Annotated in this window: 21 protein-coding genes; 9 read left to right on the forward strand and 12 right to left on the reverse strand. The window is 51.7% G+C overall.

Annotation, left to right across the window (positions count from 1 at the left end; translation table 11 throughout):
- The first annotated feature begins 89 nt into the window (after nt 1-89).
- The 6 genes from HZB62_07715 to HZB62_07740 all read left to right on the forward strand — a co-directional run bounded on the left by HZB62_07715 (nt 90) and on the right by HZB62_07740 (nt 5,431).
- The gene (locus HZB62_07715) at nt 90-1,718 is read left to right on the forward strand and encodes a VCBS repeat-containing protein (protein MBI5075037.1); all 1,629 of its coding nucleotides are present in this window, start codon (nt 90-92) and stop codon (nt 1,716-1,718) included.
- A 197-nt stretch (nt 1,719-1,915) separates the two neighbouring features.
- Complete coding sequence (locus HZB62_07720; protein ID MBI5075038.1) at nt 1,916-2,125, forward strand: thioredoxin family protein; 210 nt, start codon at nt 1,916-1,918, stop codon at nt 2,123-2,125.
- Nucleotides 2,118-4,580, forward strand: coding sequence for a copper-translocating P-type ATPase (locus HZB62_07725; protein MBI5075039.1), 2,463 nt, complete (start codon nt 2,118-2,120; stop codon nt 4,578-4,580). The genes HZB62_07720 and HZB62_07725 overlap by 8 nt, the downstream gene beginning before the upstream one ends.
- 44 nt (nt 4,581-4,624) lie before the next feature.
- Nucleotides 4,625-4,975, forward strand: a complete 351-nt coding sequence (locus HZB62_07730) for a hypothetical protein (protein MBI5075040.1) — start codon at nt 4,625-4,627, stop codon at nt 4,973-4,975.
- Nucleotides 4,976-5,036: 61 nt separating this feature from the next.
- On the forward strand, nt 5,037-5,249 hold the full coding sequence (locus HZB62_07735; GenBank protein ID MBI5075041.1) for a type II toxin-antitoxin system HicB family antitoxin: 213 nt from the start codon (nt 5,037-5,039) through the stop codon (nt 5,247-5,249).
- The gene (locus tag HZB62_07740) at nt 5,246-5,431 is read left to right on the forward strand and encodes a type II toxin-antitoxin system HicA family toxin (protein MBI5075042.1); all 186 of its coding nucleotides are present in this window, start codon (nt 5,246-5,248) and stop codon (nt 5,429-5,431) included. The genes HZB62_07735 and HZB62_07740 overlap by 4 nt, the downstream gene beginning before the upstream one ends.
- A gap of 18 nt (nt 5,432-5,449) precedes the next feature.
- Here HZB62_07740 and HZB62_07745 read toward each other — a convergent pair whose 3' ends face one another.
- From HZB62_07745 to hpt, 12 genes are all read right to left on the reverse strand, one after another.
- Nucleotides 5,450-6,205: an ABC transporter permease gene (locus HZB62_07745; GenBank protein ID MBI5075043.1), complete on the reverse strand. Its 756-nt coding sequence runs from the start codon at nt 6,203-6,205 to the stop codon at nt 5,450-5,452.
- On the reverse strand, nt 6,202-6,942 hold the full coding sequence (locus HZB62_07750) for an ABC transporter ATP-binding protein (GenBank protein MBI5075044.1): 741 nt from the start codon (nt 6,940-6,942) through the stop codon (nt 6,202-6,204). Before HZB62_07750 ends, HZB62_07745 begins: the two co-directional genes overlap by 4 nt.
- 12 nt (nt 6,943-6,954) lie before the next feature.
- Entirely contained in the window at nt 6,955-7,563 is a 609-nt protein-coding gene (locus HZB62_07755) for a YdcF family protein (GenBank protein MBI5075045.1), read from the reverse strand.
- Between the two features lie 144 nt (nt 7,564-7,707).
- Nucleotides 7,708-8,541 carry a dTDP-4-dehydrorhamnose reductase gene (rfbD, locus tag HZB62_07760; protein ID MBI5075046.1) on the reverse strand — a complete coding sequence of 278 codons (834 nt, stop codon included), beginning with the start codon at nt 8,539-8,541 and terminating at the stop codon, nt 7,708-7,710.
- On the reverse strand, nt 8,538-9,563 hold the full coding sequence (rfbB, locus tag HZB62_07765; GenBank protein MBI5075047.1) for a dTDP-glucose 4,6-dehydratase: 1,026 nt from the start codon (nt 9,561-9,563) through the stop codon (nt 8,538-8,540). Before rfbB ends, rfbD begins: the two co-directional genes overlap by 4 nt.
- Complete coding sequence (locus HZB62_07770; protein ID MBI5075048.1) at nt 9,560-10,003, reverse strand: dTDP-4-dehydrorhamnose 3,5-epimerase family protein; 444 nt, start codon at nt 10,001-10,003, stop codon at nt 9,560-9,562. The genes rfbB and HZB62_07770 overlap by 4 nt, the downstream gene beginning before the upstream one ends.
- A 126-nt stretch (nt 10,004-10,129) precedes the next feature.
- Nucleotides 10,130-11,290 carry an acyl-CoA dehydrogenase family protein gene (locus tag HZB62_07775; GenBank protein MBI5075049.1) on the reverse strand — a complete coding sequence of 387 codons (1,161 nt, stop codon included), beginning with the start codon at nt 11,288-11,290 and terminating at the stop codon, nt 10,130-10,132.
- 95 nt (nt 11,291-11,385) lie between these two features.
- The gene (locus tag HZB62_07780; GenBank protein ID MBI5075050.1) at nt 11,386-12,564 is read right to left on the reverse strand and encodes a class II aldolase/adducin family protein; all 1,179 of its coding nucleotides are present in this window, start codon (nt 12,562-12,564) and stop codon (nt 11,386-11,388) included.
- Between the two features lie 7 nt (nt 12,565-12,571).
- Complete coding sequence (locus HZB62_07785; GenBank protein ID MBI5075051.1) at nt 12,572-14,326, reverse strand: aldehyde ferredoxin oxidoreductase family protein; 1,755 nt, start codon at nt 14,324-14,326, stop codon at nt 12,572-12,574.
- 11 nt (nt 14,327-14,337) lie between these two features.
- Nucleotides 14,338-15,678, reverse strand: a complete 1,341-nt coding sequence (locus HZB62_07790) for a TldD/PmbA family protein (protein ID MBI5075052.1) — start codon at nt 15,676-15,678, stop codon at nt 14,338-14,340.
- Nucleotides 15,668-16,039: a 6-carboxytetrahydropterin synthase QueD gene (queD, locus tag HZB62_07795; protein MBI5075053.1), complete on the reverse strand. Its 372-nt coding sequence runs from the start codon at nt 16,037-16,039 to the stop codon at nt 15,668-15,670. Before queD ends, HZB62_07790 begins: the two co-directional genes overlap by 11 nt.
- Before the next feature lie 18 nt (nt 16,040-16,057).
- Nucleotides 16,058-16,579, reverse strand: coding sequence for a hypoxanthine phosphoribosyltransferase (gene hpt / locus HZB62_07800; protein MBI5075054.1), 522 nt, complete (start codon nt 16,577-16,579; stop codon nt 16,058-16,060).
- 215 nt (nt 16,580-16,794) lie between these two features.
- Here hpt and HZB62_07805 point away from each other — a divergent pair, with 215 nt between their 5' ends.
- From HZB62_07805 to HZB62_07815, 3 genes are all read left to right on the forward strand, one after another.
- Entirely contained in the window at nt 16,795-16,950 is a 156-nt protein-coding gene (locus tag HZB62_07805) for a type II toxin-antitoxin system prevent-host-death family antitoxin (protein MBI5075055.1), read from the forward strand.
- Nucleotides 16,951-17,094: 144 nt separating this feature from the next.
- On the forward strand, nt 17,095-17,373 hold the full coding sequence (locus tag HZB62_07810; GenBank protein ID MBI5075056.1) for a type II toxin-antitoxin system RelE/ParE family toxin: 279 nt from the start codon (nt 17,095-17,097) through the stop codon (nt 17,371-17,373).
- Nucleotides 17,374-17,391: 18 nt separating this feature from the next.
- On the forward strand, nt 17,392-17,691 hold the full coding sequence (locus HZB62_07815) for a HigA family addiction module antidote protein (protein MBI5075057.1): 300 nt from the start codon (nt 17,392-17,394) through the stop codon (nt 17,689-17,691).
- The last annotated feature ends 170 nt before the right edge of the window (nt 17,692-17,861 follow it).

Consider the following 17,861-nt stretch of genomic DNA (forward strand, 5'->3'; position numbering starts at 1 on the left):
CTGCCTGCGCTTTGCAGCGGGAAATAGTGCAGCCGCCTCCTCAAATAATTCCCCCATCACCACCTGTGGCAAGAAGAGAGCCTGTGCCAGTGCCAAAGCGCTACAAATCCGGTCTTGCCTGCGAGGAGAATACCTCAGCAGTCTTTAATCGAAGCGGCATCGAGATCCTGCCGTTCGTAAGACTTTCTTTTTTTGACCTTGACCATGACGGCAGGCAGGAACTGATCGCAGGCAGTAAGGACGGCTCTCTCAGACTGTATAAGAGGGACTTTTCAAGCCCGGACCGCAGGTGGGTCCTGATGAGCGGCTATTTCGACGGCATCAGGGTGGGGGCTTTTTCCGCCCCGGCTGTTGCTGACCTGGATCTTGACGGAAACCCCGAGATCATTGTGGGCACCGGCGGGTTCTCTTCAGAATCGGGAAGGGTGATTGTATTCAGGAATGCGGGAGCGCTTGATAAGCCTGTATGGCAGGAGGTCGACATGCAGGTCATTGATGTGGGTGATGACGCTGCACCGGCAGTGATCGATGTGAACGGCGACAACAAGCCTGACCTTATTGTCGGTAACTCTGTTGGCGCACTCATGCTCTACAGAAACACATCTGCCCAGGGAGTTATATCCTTTGCCAGGGATGCTGACTATTTCAAGGGGGTCAACGTCGGCATGTACGGCATGCCGGCAGCAACCGTGAGCAATAACAGGGTTATCGTTGTGGCAGGCAACAGTATGGGAAAGCTCTACCTGCTCGAAAAACTGAATGGAACTGCGTCATGGCAGAAGTCCGGACTGAAAAAGGAATTCAGTCATTTTGCGGCCCCTGCCTTTATGCAGGATCGTGAAGATCCTGTGGCAGGCCTTGTCGTATCCGATGGAAACGGCCAGATACATTATTTCAGGAATGCAAAGGCAGATTATCGGCACTGGGAGGAGCAGACCGCTTTTCTTGCCGGAAGGATCATGCCGGGACCGGCCTGCACGCCTGCTATGACCGAGCTTGGCAGCAAGTCCTGTATGGTGACAGGCAATATCAACGGGGAGATGAAGATCTTCGAGTTCCAGCCCAATGCCGAGAGCCTGCCATGGGCAGAGAAACCTAACTTTTTCAAGGGGATCAAGCTCTCAGGTTATGCGCGAGGCACCGTGGTCTCCTGGCAGGGACGATATTTGCTTATAACCGGTCAGCAGGACGGCTATGTTCGGGCGTTCCTTAATATGGGCACTGAGGATAACCCGGCGTGGAAAGAACAGAAGGATTTTTTCAGGGGGGTGCCAAAGACCTTTCATGCATCGCCAACGGTCTTTGACCTCGACGGTGATGGAATGTGGGAGCTGGTCGTAGGAGACGTCGACGGAAACGTGAATGCTTATCGCATGGAGAATCTACCGTCAAATATGCCGTTCTGGACAAAGATAGAAGACGTTTTTGCCGGTGTCAGGACGGACCGCTATGCGTCACCGTCACTGGTGCATGATGATGAGCGTATCTATCTCTTTGTGGGGCAGCAGGATGGCGGCATACGTCTCTATTCGGCGAAGATCGTGCAGAAGGGAATGCCGGTGTTTTCGCGCGAGGAGTTGTTGACCAACCTGATGGTCAACAACCACAGTTCACCATCAGTGTTCATGAATAAAGGTGTCATGGAGTTGTCTGTTGGTGATTATAACGGCAATCTCAGGCACTTCGCCTGCAAGTCGGACCGCGTCGAACTGCGCTGAAACAGAGGTCAGCTTCGAGGTATTTTCTCTTGTTGCAGGAGAGAAAGTTTTTCATTCCGCCATGCTTTTAATTCATATTTCGTTTACAACGCCAATGGTATAATGAACACGATGTGTAACTTTTTGACAAGGATGTCCATGTCGTGAAAAAAGAGATCATACTTTACACTGCAGCCAATTGACATGACTGTCATGCACTGGAAGAGTTCCTTTCAGATAAGGGCCTGCACGTTACGGTAAAAGACGTCACGAAGGACCTTTCCGCGCGTGAGGAACTCGTGAAAAAATACGGCCGTATGGCAACGCCGACACTCGTGATCAACGACAAGGTTATCGTGGGGTTCAGGCAGAAGCAGGATGAAATAGAAAAAGAGATCGCGCTTATCAAGGGAGAAGATAATGGCTGAAGAAGTTTCAGATACATCAAAGAGGATCGATCTGCCGATCACCGGCATGTCCTGCGCATCCTGCGCGAGCCATGTCGAGAACGCCCTGTCAGAACTAAAGGGCGTGTCGAGCGCTTCGGTGAATTATGCCGCAGAAAAGGCGACCGTGCTGTTCGATCCTTCGCAGATCACTGTCCCTGAATTTATCAGTGCCGTCATTGATCAGGGTTACGGCGTTCCCCTGTCGCGCATAACTCTGCCTGTACAGGGGATGACCTGCGCTGCCTGTGTGTCAGCAGTCGAGAATGTGCTCAGGGAACTCGACGGTGTTATAAGCGCTGCAGTGAACTTTGCGACCGAGAAGGCGACGATTGAGTATATCCCGTCACTGGTCGGCATCCGGGACTTTAAAAATATTATCAAAGAGGCCGGGTACGAGGTCGTTGAGGCTGAGCAGGGCGAAGATATCGTTGAGAAGGAGCAGAAGGAGCGGGAGAGGGCATATAAAGAGCTGAAGACAAAAGTGATCATCGGTGCAGTCCTGGCTGTCCCGCTCATGCTGCTGATGCAGTGGAACCATATCTTCAGCCACGGATTTCATATCCCTATGCAGTTCAATCATCTGATCCAGCTTGTTCTTGCAACACCGGTGCAGTTCTGGATCGGCAGGCATTTCTATACGGGGGCACTTGCCGCTGCCCGCCACCGGACAACGAACATGAATACGCTGATAGCCATCGGCACTTCATCTGCGTATCTGTACAGCATTGTCGCCACCTTCTTCCCGGAGCTCTTTGCGATCAAGGGATACTCGGCTGAGGTCTATTTCGATACCTCGGCAACGATCATCGTGCTGATCCTGCTCGGCAGGCTTTTCGAGGCCCGCGCCAAAGGCCAGACCTCAGAGGCGATCAAGAAGCTGATCGGGCTTCAGGCAAAGACAGCCCGCGTCATAAAGGATGGCAGGGAGACGGACGTCCCGATCGAGGATGTCGAGATGGGCGATATCATGCTTGTGAGACCTGGCGAAAAGATACCCGTTGATGGCGTCATCAAAGACGGCTATTCCTCGGTGGACGAGTCCATGGTAACAGGCGAATCGATCCCTGTTGAAAAAAATGCCGGAGCGCAGGTGATCGGCGGAACGATCAACAAGACCGGTTCTTTCCGGTTTGAGGCGGTAAAGGTGGGCAGGGAGACAATGCTCTCCCATATCATCGAGATGGTCCAGTCAGCGCAGGGATCCAAGCCGCCTATTGCGCGGCTGGCTGATGTCATTGCATCCTATTTCGTGCCTGCAGTTATCGGCATTGCCGCGCTGACTTTTGCAGTCTGGTATTTTTTCGGGCCGGCGCCTGCATTTACCTATGCTGTCCTGAACTTTATCGCCGTGCTGATCATCGCCTGTCCCTGTTCGCTTGGTCTTGCTACGCCGACATCCATAATGGTCGGCACAGGCAAGGGCGCAGAGAACGGTATCCTGATCAGGAGCGGCGAGGCTCTTGAAAAAACTCACAAGATAACGGCGATTGTGTTTGATAAGACAGGAACGCTCACCAAAGGACGGCCTGAGGTGACGGATATGATTGCGAAGGGCATGGAAGAAAAAGATCTGCTTTTTTACGCAGCCTCTGCGGAGAAGGGTTCTGAGCATCCCTTGGGCGAATCGATCATAAAGAAGGCGCAGGAGACGGGCTTGGCTATCGCAGATCCTGAGCAGTTTCAGGCGGTCCCGGGACATGGCATCAAGGCAGTTATTCGGGGACGGGCGGTGCTCCTCGGCAACCTGAAATTTATGAAGGATGAGGGTGTTGATCTGACGGCATTGACCGCTGAATCGGACACGCTCTCGCTGCAGGGAAAGACCCCGATGTTTGTGAGCGTTGATAGCGCTGCTGCGGGGATCATTGCCGTTGCGGACACGCTCAGGGCGGAATCTGTGGCGGCAGTGAAGCAGCTCCATGCCCTTGGTATTGAGGTTGTGATGATCACCGGCGATAATAAGCGCACCGGCGAGGCAATAGCAAGACAGGCAGGCATAGACAGGGTGCTGGCTGAGGTGCTGCCGCAGGACAAGGCTGCTGAGGTGAAGAAACTCCAGGCAGAGGGTAAGGTCGTTGCGATGGTCGGAGACGGTATTAACGATGCTCCTGCGCTTGCCCAGGCAGACGTTGGCATTGCGATCGGCACCGGAACTGACGTTGCGATGGAGGCTTCTGACATTACGCTCATAGCGGGCAACATCAAGGGAGTGGTCACAGCAATAGCGCTCTCAAAGGCAACTATGAGGAACATCAAACAGAACCTCTTTTGGGCCTTTGCGTACAATGTCATTCTCATTCCCGTTGCAGCGGGTGTGCTCTTCCCTTTCTTCGGCATACTCCTGAATCCGATGCTTGCTGCAGGGGCCATGGGCTTTTCATCGGTCACGGTCGTGACGAATGCCCTGCGATTGAGAAGGTTCAAACCAGCGTGATTGATGCGAAAACCGCTTGAGCCTGATATTTGTATAGCTACTGATTGAAAAGGCAAAATGTCGGACAGGGAGACTTATTTCTTTTTTTCGGGTGGTTTCGCCGGGTCCTAAAATCTAACGACAAACTCTGTTACGACCTCGACGCGCCACACATTCATTGCCTCTTTGGATGGCTCCAAGTTGGCAACGTGTATCACCCCGGTGCAGAAGACAGCATTCTACCAAAGTGGGCTTTTGACCATCCCCATGTCCAATACGCCGGTGAGGATTACTACAAGCGTGCAAAGAACAATACTCTTTATATTGCATCTCCTTGCCAGTTTGTCTTGGACTGTGAGAATTGCCCGAAGGCGCTGGACTGGATCAAAGAGATATTCAAGGCAAATATAGTATGATGAGAATAATGACAATGCTTGCTGTTGTTACGTTATAATGTTTTGACTGAGGAGGCCCATAATGAATGCAGAATATACGGCAATAATAAAGCAGTCTGGAGACTGGTGGATTGGGTGGGTGGAAGAAATTCCTGGTGTTAATTGTCAGGAACGTACCCATAACGAATTACTTGAGAGCCTTCGCATTACACTGAAGGAGGCTCTTGAATGTAACCGCCAAGACGCACTTGCGGCAGTGGGTTCAGGGTATACAGAAGAAAAAATTGCGGTATGAAACGCAATGACTTTTTGAAACATCTCCGATCGCAGGGATGCGAATTTGTTAGAGAGGGCGGTCGTCATTCATGGTGGGGAAACCCAAATCAAAATAAACGGTCATCTGTTCCGAGACATACTGAAATTGATGACAATCTCGCAAAGAAAATATGTAAAGACCTTGGAATAAAACAGCCCTGACAAATCAATCATATGAGCTCACTTGACGATCCTTTTCTTCATCAGCCGGAAGGGATAGGGGGCGAGGATAAGGGCAACGACCACGAGCCAGAGGACGTTCCACCCTGCAGCTGCAACATGGCCCTGCGAGAATGACCTGCATACGTTCACCATATGATAGAGCGGTGTGAAGAACGCGATCCTGGAGACAAGCGGGGGAAGGTTGTCCAACGGGAAGAAGATGCCCGAGAAAAGGAACATGGGCGTCATGAAGAGCGTATAGAAGTAATTGAATGAATCAATGCCCGGAACGATCGCTACAAAGATCATCGAGATCTCGGCAAAAATAAGTCCGCTGATAAAAAGCACCGGAAGCACGGCAACAATGGCAGCAGAATCCACCAGCCCCAGGGCAGATATGACGATCATGATGATCGTTCCGTAGATAACACTTTTTGCCGCCCCCCACATAAGCTCGCCGGCAACAAGGTCATAGATATTGACCGGTGTTGCGAGGATAGCGTCAAAGGTCTTCTGATAGGTCATGCGCACAAAGGTGCCGTAGGTGCATTCATACACGGCTGCGAACATGGACGACGAGGCGATCATGCCCGGTGCAATGAAATTGATATACGGCAGACCGTTGATCTCCTTCACATAGGCCCCAAGCCCAAGCCCCATCGCCCAGAGGTAGAGAATGGGTTCTGCGAAGTTCAGCGCAAGGCTCGATTTATAGAGCTTGGTGAAGACCGTGAAGTTCCTCTGCCATACCCTGAAGGCCCGCCTGAGATTCATGCTATCACCTCTCTGAGGTTTTTGCCGGTAAGGTTCAGATACACATCTTCGAGATTTCCGCCGTATTTGGCTATAAGATCTGCCGGTCTTCCGGTCTCGATGATCTTGCCGTTATCCATGATCGCGACCCTGTCGCAGACCCGCTGCGCCTCCTCCATGTAGTGGGTTGTGAGTATGGTCGTCTTGCCCTCTGCCTTGAGATGGGCAAGGTTTTCCCAAACCGCGTGTCTGCTGTGCGGATCAAGACCTACGGTAGGTTCATCCATGATAAGCAGCTCCGGATCGTTCAGCAGAGCCCGGGCCAGCAGGAGCCTCCGCTTCATGCCTCCTGAAAGGTCCCTGATATTCACCTCAGCCTTTTCCCTGAGTTCGACAAAATCAAGAAGTTCCCAGGCCCGCGGAACAGAGGCCTTCTTCGGTATATCAAAATATCTGGCATAGACAATAAGGTTCTGGAACACGGAAAGATCAGGGTCAAGGTTGTCGTCCTGGGGCATGACACCGATGCGGGCTTTGATGGCGCTTGGCTGTCCGGTCACATCACGACCGAAGACCGTCACTCTTCCGGATGTGGGCGGCATGAAGCAGTAGATGATGCTCATGGCAGTTGTCTTGCCTGCGCCGTTAGGGCCGAGAAAACCAAAGCACTCGCCCTGCATGATCTCGAAACTGATGTTGTCAACAGCGCAGAGGGCACCGTAGTGTTTGACCAGGTTGTCAGCTTTAACCAGTATCATAACGTGAGGTGACTATACCTTTTCCTGGACCCCGAAGATCCAGAGCCAGACGTATTTGGAGAACTCGTTCAGCACTGCAGATCTGTCGCGTCTTCTCTTCCACCAGTCGTTTGTGCTGAACCAGCTCTCAGCAGCAGGTGCATTGATGATCTTGAATTCGCCGCCTAAAACTCTTTTAAAAATGAGTGCCGCTCTCCTGCTGTGGTACGGGGAGGTGACAAGGATTATGGACTTGAATCCGTTCTTCCTGAGTATCTCTTTGGTGTAAAGCGCATCCTCTTCTGTTGATCTCGACTGATCTTCGAGAAGTATGTTTTTTCCCGGAATGCCGAGAGATTCCGCCTGTGCCTTCATGAGCTCTGCCCAGGTATATTTCCAGACCAGCGGGCCTCCTGCCATGATGATCCGGTCCTTCCTGGCCCAGTCTTCCCTGAAGAGTTTTGCCCCGTATATGACCCGCTCTTCCTGCTCGCCGGCAAGCACGACGATCACATCAGCCGGCTTCATCTCATCCTTCTTTATGAGCATCTCCGCTGCCCTGGTCAGCAAAAAACCGTGGGAGAGGAAGAGGATGCCTCCGACGAAGGCAATCAGAAACAGAAATTTCAAAATCCGTATCATCTTATCTCCTGAATGAAAACTGTCCCGGTTATAAAATCCCTCCTAACCTCCCTTTGCCAAAGGGAGGGGAATTGCCCCTCTTTGGCAAAGAGGGGTGTGGGGAGATTTATTGTGGTTGACATATAACCAGTGCACTTAATAGTATCAGAGCGTCTGCTTTATGTACTGCTTCAGCGCCTCTGACCAGTGGCGCAGCGGCGAGATGCCTTCCAGGCGCAGCATGGTATTGTTCAGTCCGGACTGAGCCGGCCTCCTGGCTGGTCTTTTAAATTCCTCGGAAGTGACAGGAAGGATCGGCCTGTCAATGCCCTTAAGCTCAGCGATCTTTACGGCAAACTCATACCACGTGCAGATGCCGGCATTGGTCACATGATAGACGCCATAACCCTTTCCGATCATCAGTCTTATCGTGTGAGCGAGATCTTCTGTGAAGGTCGGGCTGCCGAATTGATCGTTCACGACCCGCAGCGAGTCTCTCCCGGCAAGGAGCCGTATAATGGTTTCAACAAAGTTTTTGCCGTATGGGCCATAAAGCCAGGATGTGCGCAGAATATAGAATCTGCTGGTAAGAGAGGAAATGAACTGTTCTGCCATGAGTTTCGACAGGCCATACTGGCTTATGGGGTTGGTCTTGTCCCACTCATCATAGGAAGAGCCCTTTGTTCCGTCGAAGACATAGTCTGAACTGATATGAAAGATCGGGCAGCGGATCTCCTCGCAGGCAATAGCCATGTTGCGCGCTCCCATGCCGTTAACAAGATAAGCCTTTTCAGGATCTGCTTCGCAGGCATCCACATCAGTGAATGCGGCAGTATGAATAAGGATGTCAGGCCTAATATCCCGGACGGTCTTCACCGCGTGATCAAGGTCAGTGATATCCAGGCCGGCACGAGAAAAGGGGAGGAGTTCTGTGTCAGAAAAGGCCTTCTGAACTGCATGGCCAAGCATACCGTCTGCGCCAGTGAGGGCAACCTTCATGAGTCGAACCTCTCCCCATACTGAGATGCATAATAGGTGAGATACTCCCCTGAGATGATACGGCTCCACCACGCTTTGTTGGCAAGATACCAATCGACCGTTTCCGAAAGGCCCTGCTGAAAGTCTGTTTCATGCCGCCATCCGAGGGCCGACTCTATTTTTGCCGGGTCAATGGCGTATCTGCGGTCATGGCCTGGTCTGTCTTTAACAAAGGTGATAAGGCCGAAGAGTTTTTCCCTGTCCGATCCGGTCTTCTCTGCAAGCAGGGCCAGGAGGCTTTTGACGATATCAATATTCTTCTGCTCGTTGCGGCCGCCGATGTTGTAGATCTCGCCCGCCTTTGCCCCGTGAAAAACAAGGTCTATTGCCCTGCAGTGGTCAGCCACATGGATCCAGTCCCTGACATTGCGGCCATCGCCGTACACGGGAATGGGCTTGCCCTGCAGCGCGCTGGAGATGACAAGAGGGATAAGCTTTTCAGGGAACTGATAGGGTCCGTAATTGTTCGAGCACCGCGTGATGGCCAGGTCCATACCGAACGTCTCATGATATGCCCTCACCAGAAGGTCTGATGAGGCCTTGCTTGCGGCATAGGGACTGTTCGGCATGATAGGAGACTCTTCCGTGAACAGACCCGTATCGATCGAACCATAGACCTCGTCTGTAGAGACATGAAGCAGCCTGCAGTTGCGTTTCTTTGCAGCCTCAAGCAGGATCTGTGTGCCTATCACGTTTGTCTGGAGAAACGGAGTAGAATCGAGAATGGACCTGTCGACATGGCTCTCTGCGGCAAAGTTTATGATGGCGTCGAACTCAAGGCTGTCGATAATTTTGCTGCTGCAGATATCCGCCCTGAAAAAAGCATAGCTCGGCAGTTTTTCGATATCCTTAAGATTCTCAAGGTTGCCTGCATAGGTGAGCTTGTCCAGATTTGTGATCGTATGTTCCGGGCGTGCTTTAAGCATGTAGCGGATAAAGTTCGAGCCGATGAATCCGGCCCCACCGGTGACGAGTATCCTCATGGGTCGATCCTGAAGGGCGCGTTTGGGTCGCCTTCATATCTGATCTCGTCAACAGGCTGCATCTTGCCCTTGCCCCGGTAAAGGCTGTCCGGGAGGTTCAGAACAAGTCCTTCCGTATCGCCGATATTTTTGTACGCATGGACAACATTCGGCGGCACAATCGCAATATACGGCTTGCCCTTCGTCTCAAGGGTCATCTGCTGCTGATAGGTTGATGAGTCTTTGCGGTTGTCCCAGAGATAGAGCCTGAAATTACCGAAAAAACAGAAGTAATCGGATTGCCGGAGATGCTCATGCGGACCGCGGGAGACGCCGGGTTTAGACATGGAAATATACGACATAACCGGTCTGAAGTCGATCTCATCATCCCTGAATATCTCAACAAGCCATCCGCGCTCATCGTTAAAGCGGCTCAGTTCTTTAATGACAACACCTTCCATATATCCTCCGATAAAAAAGCGTAATTAGTATAGCATCAATACCGTCCGGCTTGAAATGCTAAGACAGAATAAAAAGCCCTGCTCCTTGCATGCAAGGGCAGGGCTTGGTCTTCAGTAAAAGAGCTGTTATTTGTTGTTTCTTGCGAATTCCTTGATGATCTCCTGGCCGATGACGTTACGCTGTATCTGGTTCGTGCCTTCGTAGATCTGGAGGATCTTTGCATCCCGCATCATCTTCTCGACCGGGTACTCTTTCATATAGCCTGAGCCGCCCATGACCTGGACCGCATCAGTAGTGACCCTCATGCCTACGTCTGTGGCAAAGCACTTTGCCATGGCAGATTCTTTGGACACGTCCTTTGCTCCGCTGTCCACAAGGCGTGCAACTGAATATACAAGAGACCTCGCAGCTTCGATATCCATGGCCATGTTCGCAAGCATATGCTGAACTGCCTGAAAACTTATGACCGGGTGGCCGAACTGGATCCTCTTGCGCGCATACTTCACTGCCTCTTCGTATGCGCCCTGGGCAACGCCGAGTCCCTGCGAGCCTACGCCTGCTCTTGAACTGTCCAGGGTCTTCATCGCAACGATAAAACCTATGCCTTCCTTGCCTATGATGTTTTCCTTCGGGATCCTGCAGTTGTCAAAAACGAGTTCGGTCGTTATGGACGCCCGAATACCCATCTTGTCCTCTTTCTTGCCGAACGTAAACCCCGGGGTTCCTTTTTCGACAACAAAGGCTGAAGCGCCGCGCGGTCCTTTAGCCCTGTCGGTAATAGCTATGATCGTGTACACATCTGCTACACTGCCGTTTGTGATCCACTGTTTTGTACCGTTCAGGATATATTCATTGCCGTCAAGCTTTGCTGTTGTCTGAATACCGCTCGCATCACTCCCCGCATTTGCCTCGGTCAGACCAAAGGCAACAAGTTTTTTGCCTGCGGCAATATCGGGAAGGAATTGCTTTTTCTGCGCATCGGTGCCGAAGAGAAGGAGCGGGTATGTACCGAGTGCATTGGCAGCATAGGAGGTGGAGACACCGACGCAGGCCCGGGAAAGTTCCTCAACGCAAAGGCAGAGCTCAAGACAGCCTTTGCCGAGACCCCCATATTCCTCAGGGATGAAGAGACCGAAGAGGTCTGACTGAGCGAGCACCTTCATGATGTCCCAGGGGAATTCACCCGTCTCATCCAGATGAGCCCGAACAGGAACGATCTTTTCCTCGGCAACCTGCCGGGAAAGATCTCTTATCATTACCTGCTCTTCAGTCAATAAATAGTCCATGATCAATCCTCCAACATAAATTCACTGCAGCCAACTTATTGAAACATGAGTGGTCATTTTAACAGATACGGAACGATTTTTGGAAGAAAGAACTGTTATATAAGTCCCTGAATTTTCTTGAAATATTCCTTCATGCAGGAATATTCAGTGGATTGCATGAGTTCAAAGGCAGGCCTGAAGGTATCGTCGCTGACAGAAAAGATGCCGTGGCCGAAGACTATGACGGCCCGGCTGTTTCCCATCGCCTCGGGAACCGTTCTTGCGAGTCCTGTTGGGCCCGTGCCGATCTCGCCGGAAACAATAGGAATGCCGGAGACAGCCCGCTGCTCTCTGCAGGCGCGATAACAGGTTGAGAGGTCGCACCCCTCCTTTCTGCAGGACATGGACATGATGACCGTGAACTTCGGGTGGCCATGGACGATTGCGCGTCTGCCTGTCTTTTTGTACACGCTGATATGTGCAGAAAGCTCTGAAGAAGCAGTTATGCCGGATGAGGACGACCCGTCAAGAGGCACCGCGTCAATGCAGGTATCGAGTTCATCCAGGGAACTGCCGGTCTGGCTGATATACATGGTGTCCCTGAAGACATAGGAGATGTTGCCGAAATAAGAGTCAACGAGTTTTCTCTCCACGAGCTGCCTGCCTGTCAGGATGAGCTGCTGATACACCTCCTGCTCATCCGAGGGCGGCGCTGCCGGAATATCAGCGCAGGAGCGGGATGACAGCGATATCATAGGGGCGATCTTTGAGTAGGCGTTCATCAGGTCTCTGTTCTCAGGCGTCTTTCCTGTCCTGCGGTCTTCAAGATGGAACATGACGTCTGAAAAGAACTTGACATAGATCGAAAAACAGACAGAGCTGAAGGAGACGAAGGCCTGCTCAGGACTTACCGTGCCGCTGGAGACAACGCCCCTGTTTCCGACAATAGCAGCTTTTCGCGCTGAAAGTGCTCTGCTTATTGCTGCTGCAGTAAGTGCCGGGACGACAGGGATATCATGAAGAAAAGTCCTTGTCTCGCAATCTGTCGGCATCAGGCAGATTTCCTGACGATCTCCATAATATGCGAGGATGCTCCTGTATGGTTCGGCCGGCTCGGCATAGAGCAGACTGCTGATGTTCATATGATCGAAGACCTTTACCAGTTCAGGGTCGATCTCGGTCATCGGTCTGTTTGAGCTCACCTCTGCATCAAGACCGAGCAAGGTAATGTTTCCCTCATCAGCCAGGCCCTGGCTGACGATCTTTTTATTATATTTGCCGAGAAGTTTTTTCATCGATCAGCTACAGATACTCTCCCAATCCCAATCGTTCCATGAGTGCCCGTGTTGGAACACCTCTTTCATCATATCCTCTGATCTTGTAGTAATTGCCTCGTGCGGTCAGGAATTCATCTCTGTTCAGCGGACTGACCTTTATATTCTCTGAGGATGTCCCTTCCTCGGTAAAGAACCTCGCCGGAAGGTCATCGTCAGCGCCCGTGATATTGTTCAGCGAGTTCAGAAAACGTTCGAGCACATAGATGCGCTCACCCGTTCTGAGCAGGGATTGGGTATCATGGGGCTTACCGGTCACTGCCGAGACAGCCCTGGCATATTCCTCAAGTGATGCTGCAAAGAAGACGAACTTGCAGGCCGTAAGCGAATCAATGACCGCGTTCATGTCCTCTGCTATCTTGATGATCCGGGCCTTGCCCTCAAAGGAGAACCGGTCTGTGGCAACAGGTTTTCTCAATATTTCGTGGCTTATGGGATATGCACGCAGATGGCAGCCGCCGCGGTTCGATGTCGCATACGCGAGTGCCATGCCGTATGCTCCGCGAGGGTCGTACGCAGGCAATTCAAGGCCCTTAACAGACATGCTTGCTTCCGGTTTTCCGGCTGCCGCAGCATACCGCAGGGAACCGTAAGACAGCATCCTGCCCCGTTCTGTCGTCATCCCCCCGATCTCGCGAATGAGCTCAGGGAGTTCATCAGGGTTCAGCTTTCTTCCCTCGATCTCTGCAAAGCAGGAGATGGTCGCCGCAGTGGTGATGGTGTCGAGACCGTAATCATTGCAGAGTCTGTTCGCTTCAACGATCACGGCAGCATCATTATTGTCATTCAGCGCGCCGAAGTGAGAAACAGTCTCATATTCAGGCATCACCTCTCCGTTCATGCCTATTTTCTTGCAGAGGATAGGACAGCCCATGCAGCCGGTCTTTTTAGCTTTGTAGCGGTTCTTCAGGTTATACCCGGAATATGCTGTTGACCCTGAATAGAACGTCTGTCTGAAGTTATTCGTAGGCTCCATCCTGCGGCTATGGATAAGGTCAACAAGGGCAGCAGTGCCGAACTCCGAGATGCCGAGCTCGCCAAAGACTGCCTGGGATGCCCTGAGCAGCCGCATGATCTCTTCGCGGCTTGCCTTGAGTGCAGCAGGGTCGAAGATGTCGAATGAGCTGCTCCCCTTCACCTTGATTGCCTTGAGTTTTTTTGCGCCCATGACTGCGCCGAGGCCGCCTCTGCCGGCGAGGTAATGACCATCAAAAACGATCGAGGAGAAGGCTGACTGATGTTCTCCTGCGATGCCGATCACCGCGTCAGAGCCGCGGGTATCGATCAGCGTTCTCGCTTCCTCTACATTTTTGCCTGCAAGGTGCCCGGCATCATCAATGACGACGCTCTGGTCGTCGATCGAGATCATGGTCCATCTGTCAGCTTTGCCGGTTATCTCGATAAGATCAAAGCCTGCACGCTTCAGTTCTGTGCCGAACTTGCCGCCGACCGAGCAGTCGAATATCGTACCGGTGAGAGGAGAACGCGATATGACCGAAGACCTTCCGGATGTCGGGGCGTCTGTTGCCACAAGCGGGCCGGATGCAAAGATGAGCGGCATGCCGGGAGCGTCATGGGCCAGCGTGATCCTTTTGCCCAACAGCGCCACGCCCATGCCCCGGCCGCCGATATAGCGTTCTATGAGATCAAGGGGCGTATCTATGATCTCGGTCTTTCTTGCGGAAAGGTCTATTTTCAGGCTTTTGGATGCGTATCCGTACATGAGTGACCGGTTCAGGCGCTTACATCAATGTCCGGGATGATCAAACTTGGCGAGCCAAGACTTCCGTAGAACTTCATATCATCGCCCACAGCAGAGACCTTTCTGAAAAAGTCGAGCAGGTTACCGGATATGAGCGCTTCCTTGACCGGGAATGCAACCTCTCCCTGCTCGATCCAGAGCCCTGAGACGCCGATCGAGAAGTCCCCGGAAATGGGGTTTACCATATGGATGCCCATTGCATCGACAACATAAAGTCCTCTGCCCACTGCCTTAAAAAGATCCTGCACCGGAATGCAGTCAGCAGGGGATGCAGGCTCAAGGTACAGATTTGTGATGCCGACTGAAGGAAGGGATGCATGACCGCCCCGCAGCGCATTGCCGGTCGAGACGGCATTCCCCTTCCGTGCCGTATAGGTGTTAAAGAGATAGGAGCAAAGCATGCCTTCCCTGATCAGCGTCTTGGACTGCGTGGCAACGCCCTCGTCGTCAAGAGGCTTGCTGCCCAGTCTGCCGGGCAGAAGGCCGCTGTCCGTGATCGAGATCTTTGGACTGATTATCTGCGTATTCAGTCTGCCTGCAAGGAGTGACTTGCCTTTTTGAACAGCGTCCGAGGAAAGTGACGACGCAAAAACGCCAAGAAAATCATTGGCAACAGCATGATCCAGAATAACCGTGGTCTTTCCGCCCTGTATCTTCCGCGATCCGAGCAGGCGGAGAGCTGATGTTGCTGCTGCCCGGCCGACGTCTTCGAAAGAGATGTCCTTCAGAAAACGGGAGCCCGTATAGTCCCACCCTGTCTGACTCTCCTTGCCGGCTTCTGCTATCGCAGTGACCTGTGCTGAACATGAGGTTGACTGGTATCGGGCCTTTACCCCAAGGGAGTTTGCGATGACCGTCTCTGCCACAGTAAAGGATGCCGACGGCTTTCTGATCCTTTTGATCCTGCTGTCAGTATCGTACGCAGCACGTTCGATCCGCATTGCCAGGGTGATCGCATCATCTTCTTTCAGGTCGCGGATGGCATCATCATAAGTATCGACCGCACCTGGCGACGATGGAGAGGGAAGGCAATGAAAACGGTCCTCGTCCACAGATCTGCAGGCGTCCATGGCGCGTGCAATGACCTCGTCAGATTCGCAGAGATCCGTGGCGTAGGAGAAACCGAGGCAATTGTTCCTGATGACCCTCACGGAATAGCCGGAACTGAACGAGGAAGAAAGAGATTCGACAGCCTGGTTTTTTACTTCAACGGCAATGTTCCGGTAGGACTTATAGAATACCTCTGCCTGGTCAGCCCCCGATTTGAGAGCTTTGCCAAGCATATCCGCGGCAAAGCCGGGATCAGGACTCATAATACGTGGCTGAGGCTGTGTCCGACTCCCAGACCGAAACCGCAGAGACCCTGACACGTTCATCCGTGATCTTCTTCTTCATGCTGTCAAAGATCCATTTCGCCATGTTCTCTGACGAGGGGTTCTTCTCGGTAAAGGGGAAAATGTCGTTCAGATATGCATGGTCAAGGGGTGCTATCACCTCTTTGGCCATTCTCTTGAGGTCATGAAAATCTATGGCAAGATCGATCTCATTCAGGGTCTCGGCCATGACACTGACCTGTACCTTCCAGTTATGGCCGTGCATGTTCTCGCATTTGCCTTTATATTCCCTCAGCTGGTGCGCTGCAGAAAAAGAAACTTCTACTGACAGTTCAAACATTATAGTCCTCCGAATAGCTCAGGTGGTTTTTTTGAATATGGATACGTAGGGAAGGTTGCGGTACTGGTTGTCGTAGTCAAGGCCGTAGCCCACGACGAATTCGTTCGGTATCTCGAAGCCGACATAGTCCAGGGGCACGTCCACCTCTCTGCGCTCTTTTTTGTCGAGGAACGTGCAGATCTTCAGGCTCCGGGGTTCCCTGTTCAGGATCCGCTCCCTGATGTAATTCATGGAGATACCGGTGTCGATGATATCTTCAATAAGCAGTACGTCCTTGTCAGCAATCTCCTCCCGGATGTCATAATGCAGCTTGATCTCTCCTGAGGTCTCTGACTTCAGATAGCTGGATGCTACGATAAAATCGATGGTGAGCGGAATCTGGATAAGCCTCACCAGATCGCTGAAAAAGATGAACGCGCCTTTAAGAATGCCGACGGCCAGAAGATCTTTGCCTTTATAATCGGCCGATATCCTTTCTGCGAGTTCCCTGTTCTTGCTCTGTATCTGTTCTACAGTGAGAAACGGCTTGCCGACGACCATGAAAACCTCCAAAGGGTAATAACGAAGTGCTGCTATTTTAACGTTCCGGGCTATTATTCCACAACAGTAATGTTCCGCGCTGACCTGTCGGGAGACTCAAAGTGTACAATACCGGTAAGCGATCTGTTGTGTCACGCCGGAGATCGTGCTGATTAGCTGTAATGACGCCTTAAATCTGCCAAACTGACATTGCTAAGTGATTGCGGAGGTGCATCATGCATCCGGTAAATATATTCGAGGCGAAAGCAAAGCTTTCCAAACTGATCGAATCCATCGAAAGCGGCCGCGAACAGGGAGTTGTCATCACCCGTAATGGCAAACCTGTTGCCCGCCTTGTATCTCTAAAAGCTCTCCTGTCGATATGCGGATAGCGGTTGCAAAGGGAAAATTCAAGGTGCCGGAATCGATTGATTTTGTTAACGAGGTTATTCGTAAGCGCTTTACTGAGGGGCATGAGTGAAGCTTCTGTTAATAGCAACGCTTGACAATACTAACGCAATGCGTTATCTTTAGTCATGATCGTATCATTCAAATGCAGGAACACTGAGAGCCTGTATATGGGTGCACGCATTGCAAGGTTTTCAAGTATTGAGACTGCGGCTATGAGGAAACTGGCCATACTGAATGTTGCTGCCAAAATAGAAGACCTGAAAGTGCCGCCGGGCAATAGGCTTGAGGCTTTAGGTGGCAAGCGAAAAGGGCAATGGAGCATTCGAATAAATGACCAGTGGCGGGTTTGCTTCAGGTTTGAAGGCGGAAATGCCATTGACGTTGAGATTGTTGATTATCACTAAGAGGATCAGGAGGCCAATATGAGGAAAAGACAGGTTCCACATCCCAGACCAGGAGAGATTCTGCTTGAGGAATTTTTAAAACCCATGGGGCTTACACAATACAGGCTTGCAAAGGAGATTGGTGTACCGCAGCGGCGGATCGGTGAGATCGTTGCCGGGAAGCGCGCCATCACTACGGATACCGGATTGAGGTTGTCCCGTTTTTTTGGTTTATCTGACGGTTTTTGGGAACGTTTGCAGTTGGACTATGATCTGTCTGTAGCAAGGGAAAATATGTCAGAGGTGCTTGCCGGCATCAGGCAATATAGAGCGGCTTGATCCATTTTAGTTTGCAACACTATACACGGCGATGATTATTTACATTGAGTCGCGGACTGGCGAGGCGGCACTTTCCTCCGAAGCCGTGAAATAGATTGAACGCGCATGGCTTTGAGTGAAATAGTTTTGAAGTTAATCAGGGTGAGGCTGAATTAGCGCGTAAACGATTC

Source organism: Nitrospirota bacterium (assembly GCA_016214855.1).
GTDB lineage: Bacteria > Nitrospirota > Thermodesulfovibrionia > Thermodesulfovibrionales > UBA6898 > UBA6898.

Coding starts and splice junctions, on each gene's coding strand:
- HZB62_07725 (MBI5075039.1), top strand. CDS start 2,118: ATGGCTGAAGAAGTTTCAGATACATCAAAGAGGATCGATCTGCCGATC.
- HZB62_07735 (MBI5075041.1), top strand. CDS start 5,037: ATGAATGCAGAATATACGGCAATAATAAAGCAGTCTGGAGACTGGTGG.
- HZB62_07740 (MBI5075042.1), top strand. CDS start 5,246: ATGAAACGCAATGACTTTTTGAAACATCTCCGATCGCAGGGATGCGAA.
- HZB62_07745 (MBI5075043.1), bottom strand. CDS start 6,205: ATGAATCTCAGGCGGGCCTTCAGGGTATGGCAGAGGAACTTCACGGTC.
- HZB62_07750 (MBI5075044.1), bottom strand. CDS start 6,942: ATGATACTGGTTAAAGCTGACAACCTGGTCAAACACTACGGTGCCCTC.
- HZB62_07755 (MBI5075045.1), bottom strand. CDS start 7,563: ATGATACGGATTTTGAAATTTCTGTTTCTGATTGCCTTCGTCGGAGGC.
- rfbD (MBI5075046.1), bottom strand. CDS start 8,541: ATGAAGGTTGCCCTCACTGGCGCAGACGGTATGCTTGGCCATGCAGTT.
- rfbB (MBI5075047.1), bottom strand. CDS start 9,563: ATGAGGATACTCGTCACCGGTGGGGCCGGATTCATCGGCTCGAACTTT.
- HZB62_07770 (MBI5075048.1), bottom strand. CDS start 10,003: ATGGAAGGTGTTGTCATTAAAGAACTGAGCCGCTTTAACGATGAGCGC.
- HZB62_07775 (MBI5075049.1), bottom strand. CDS start 11,290: ATGGACTATTTATTGACTGAAGAGCAGGTAATGATAAGAGATCTTTCC.
- HZB62_07780 (MBI5075050.1), bottom strand. CDS start 12,564: ATGAAAAAACTTCTCGGCAAATATAATAAAAAGATCGTCAGCCAGGGC.
- HZB62_07785 (MBI5075051.1), bottom strand. CDS start 14,326: ATGTACGGATACGCATCCAAAAGCCTGAAAATAGACCTTTCCGCAAGA.
- HZB62_07790 (MBI5075052.1), bottom strand. CDS start 15,678: ATGAGTCCTGATCCCGGCTTTGCCGCGGATATGCTTGGCAAAGCTCTC.
- queD (MBI5075053.1), bottom strand. CDS start 16,039: ATGTTTGAACTGTCAGTAGAAGTTTCTTTTTCTGCAGCGCACCAGCTG.
- hpt (MBI5075054.1), bottom strand. CDS start 16,579: ATGGTCGTCGGCAAGCCGTTTCTCACTGTAGAACAGATACAGAGCAAG.
- HZB62_07805 (MBI5075055.1), top strand. CDS start 16,795: ATGCATCCGGTAAATATATTCGAGGCGAAAGCAAAGCTTTCCAAACTG.
- HZB62_07810 (MBI5075056.1), top strand. CDS start 17,095: ATGATCGTATCATTCAAATGCAGGAACACTGAGAGCCTGTATATGGGT.
- HZB62_07815 (MBI5075057.1), top strand. CDS start 17,392: ATGAGGAAAAGACAGGTTCCACATCCCAGACCAGGAGAGATTCTGCTT.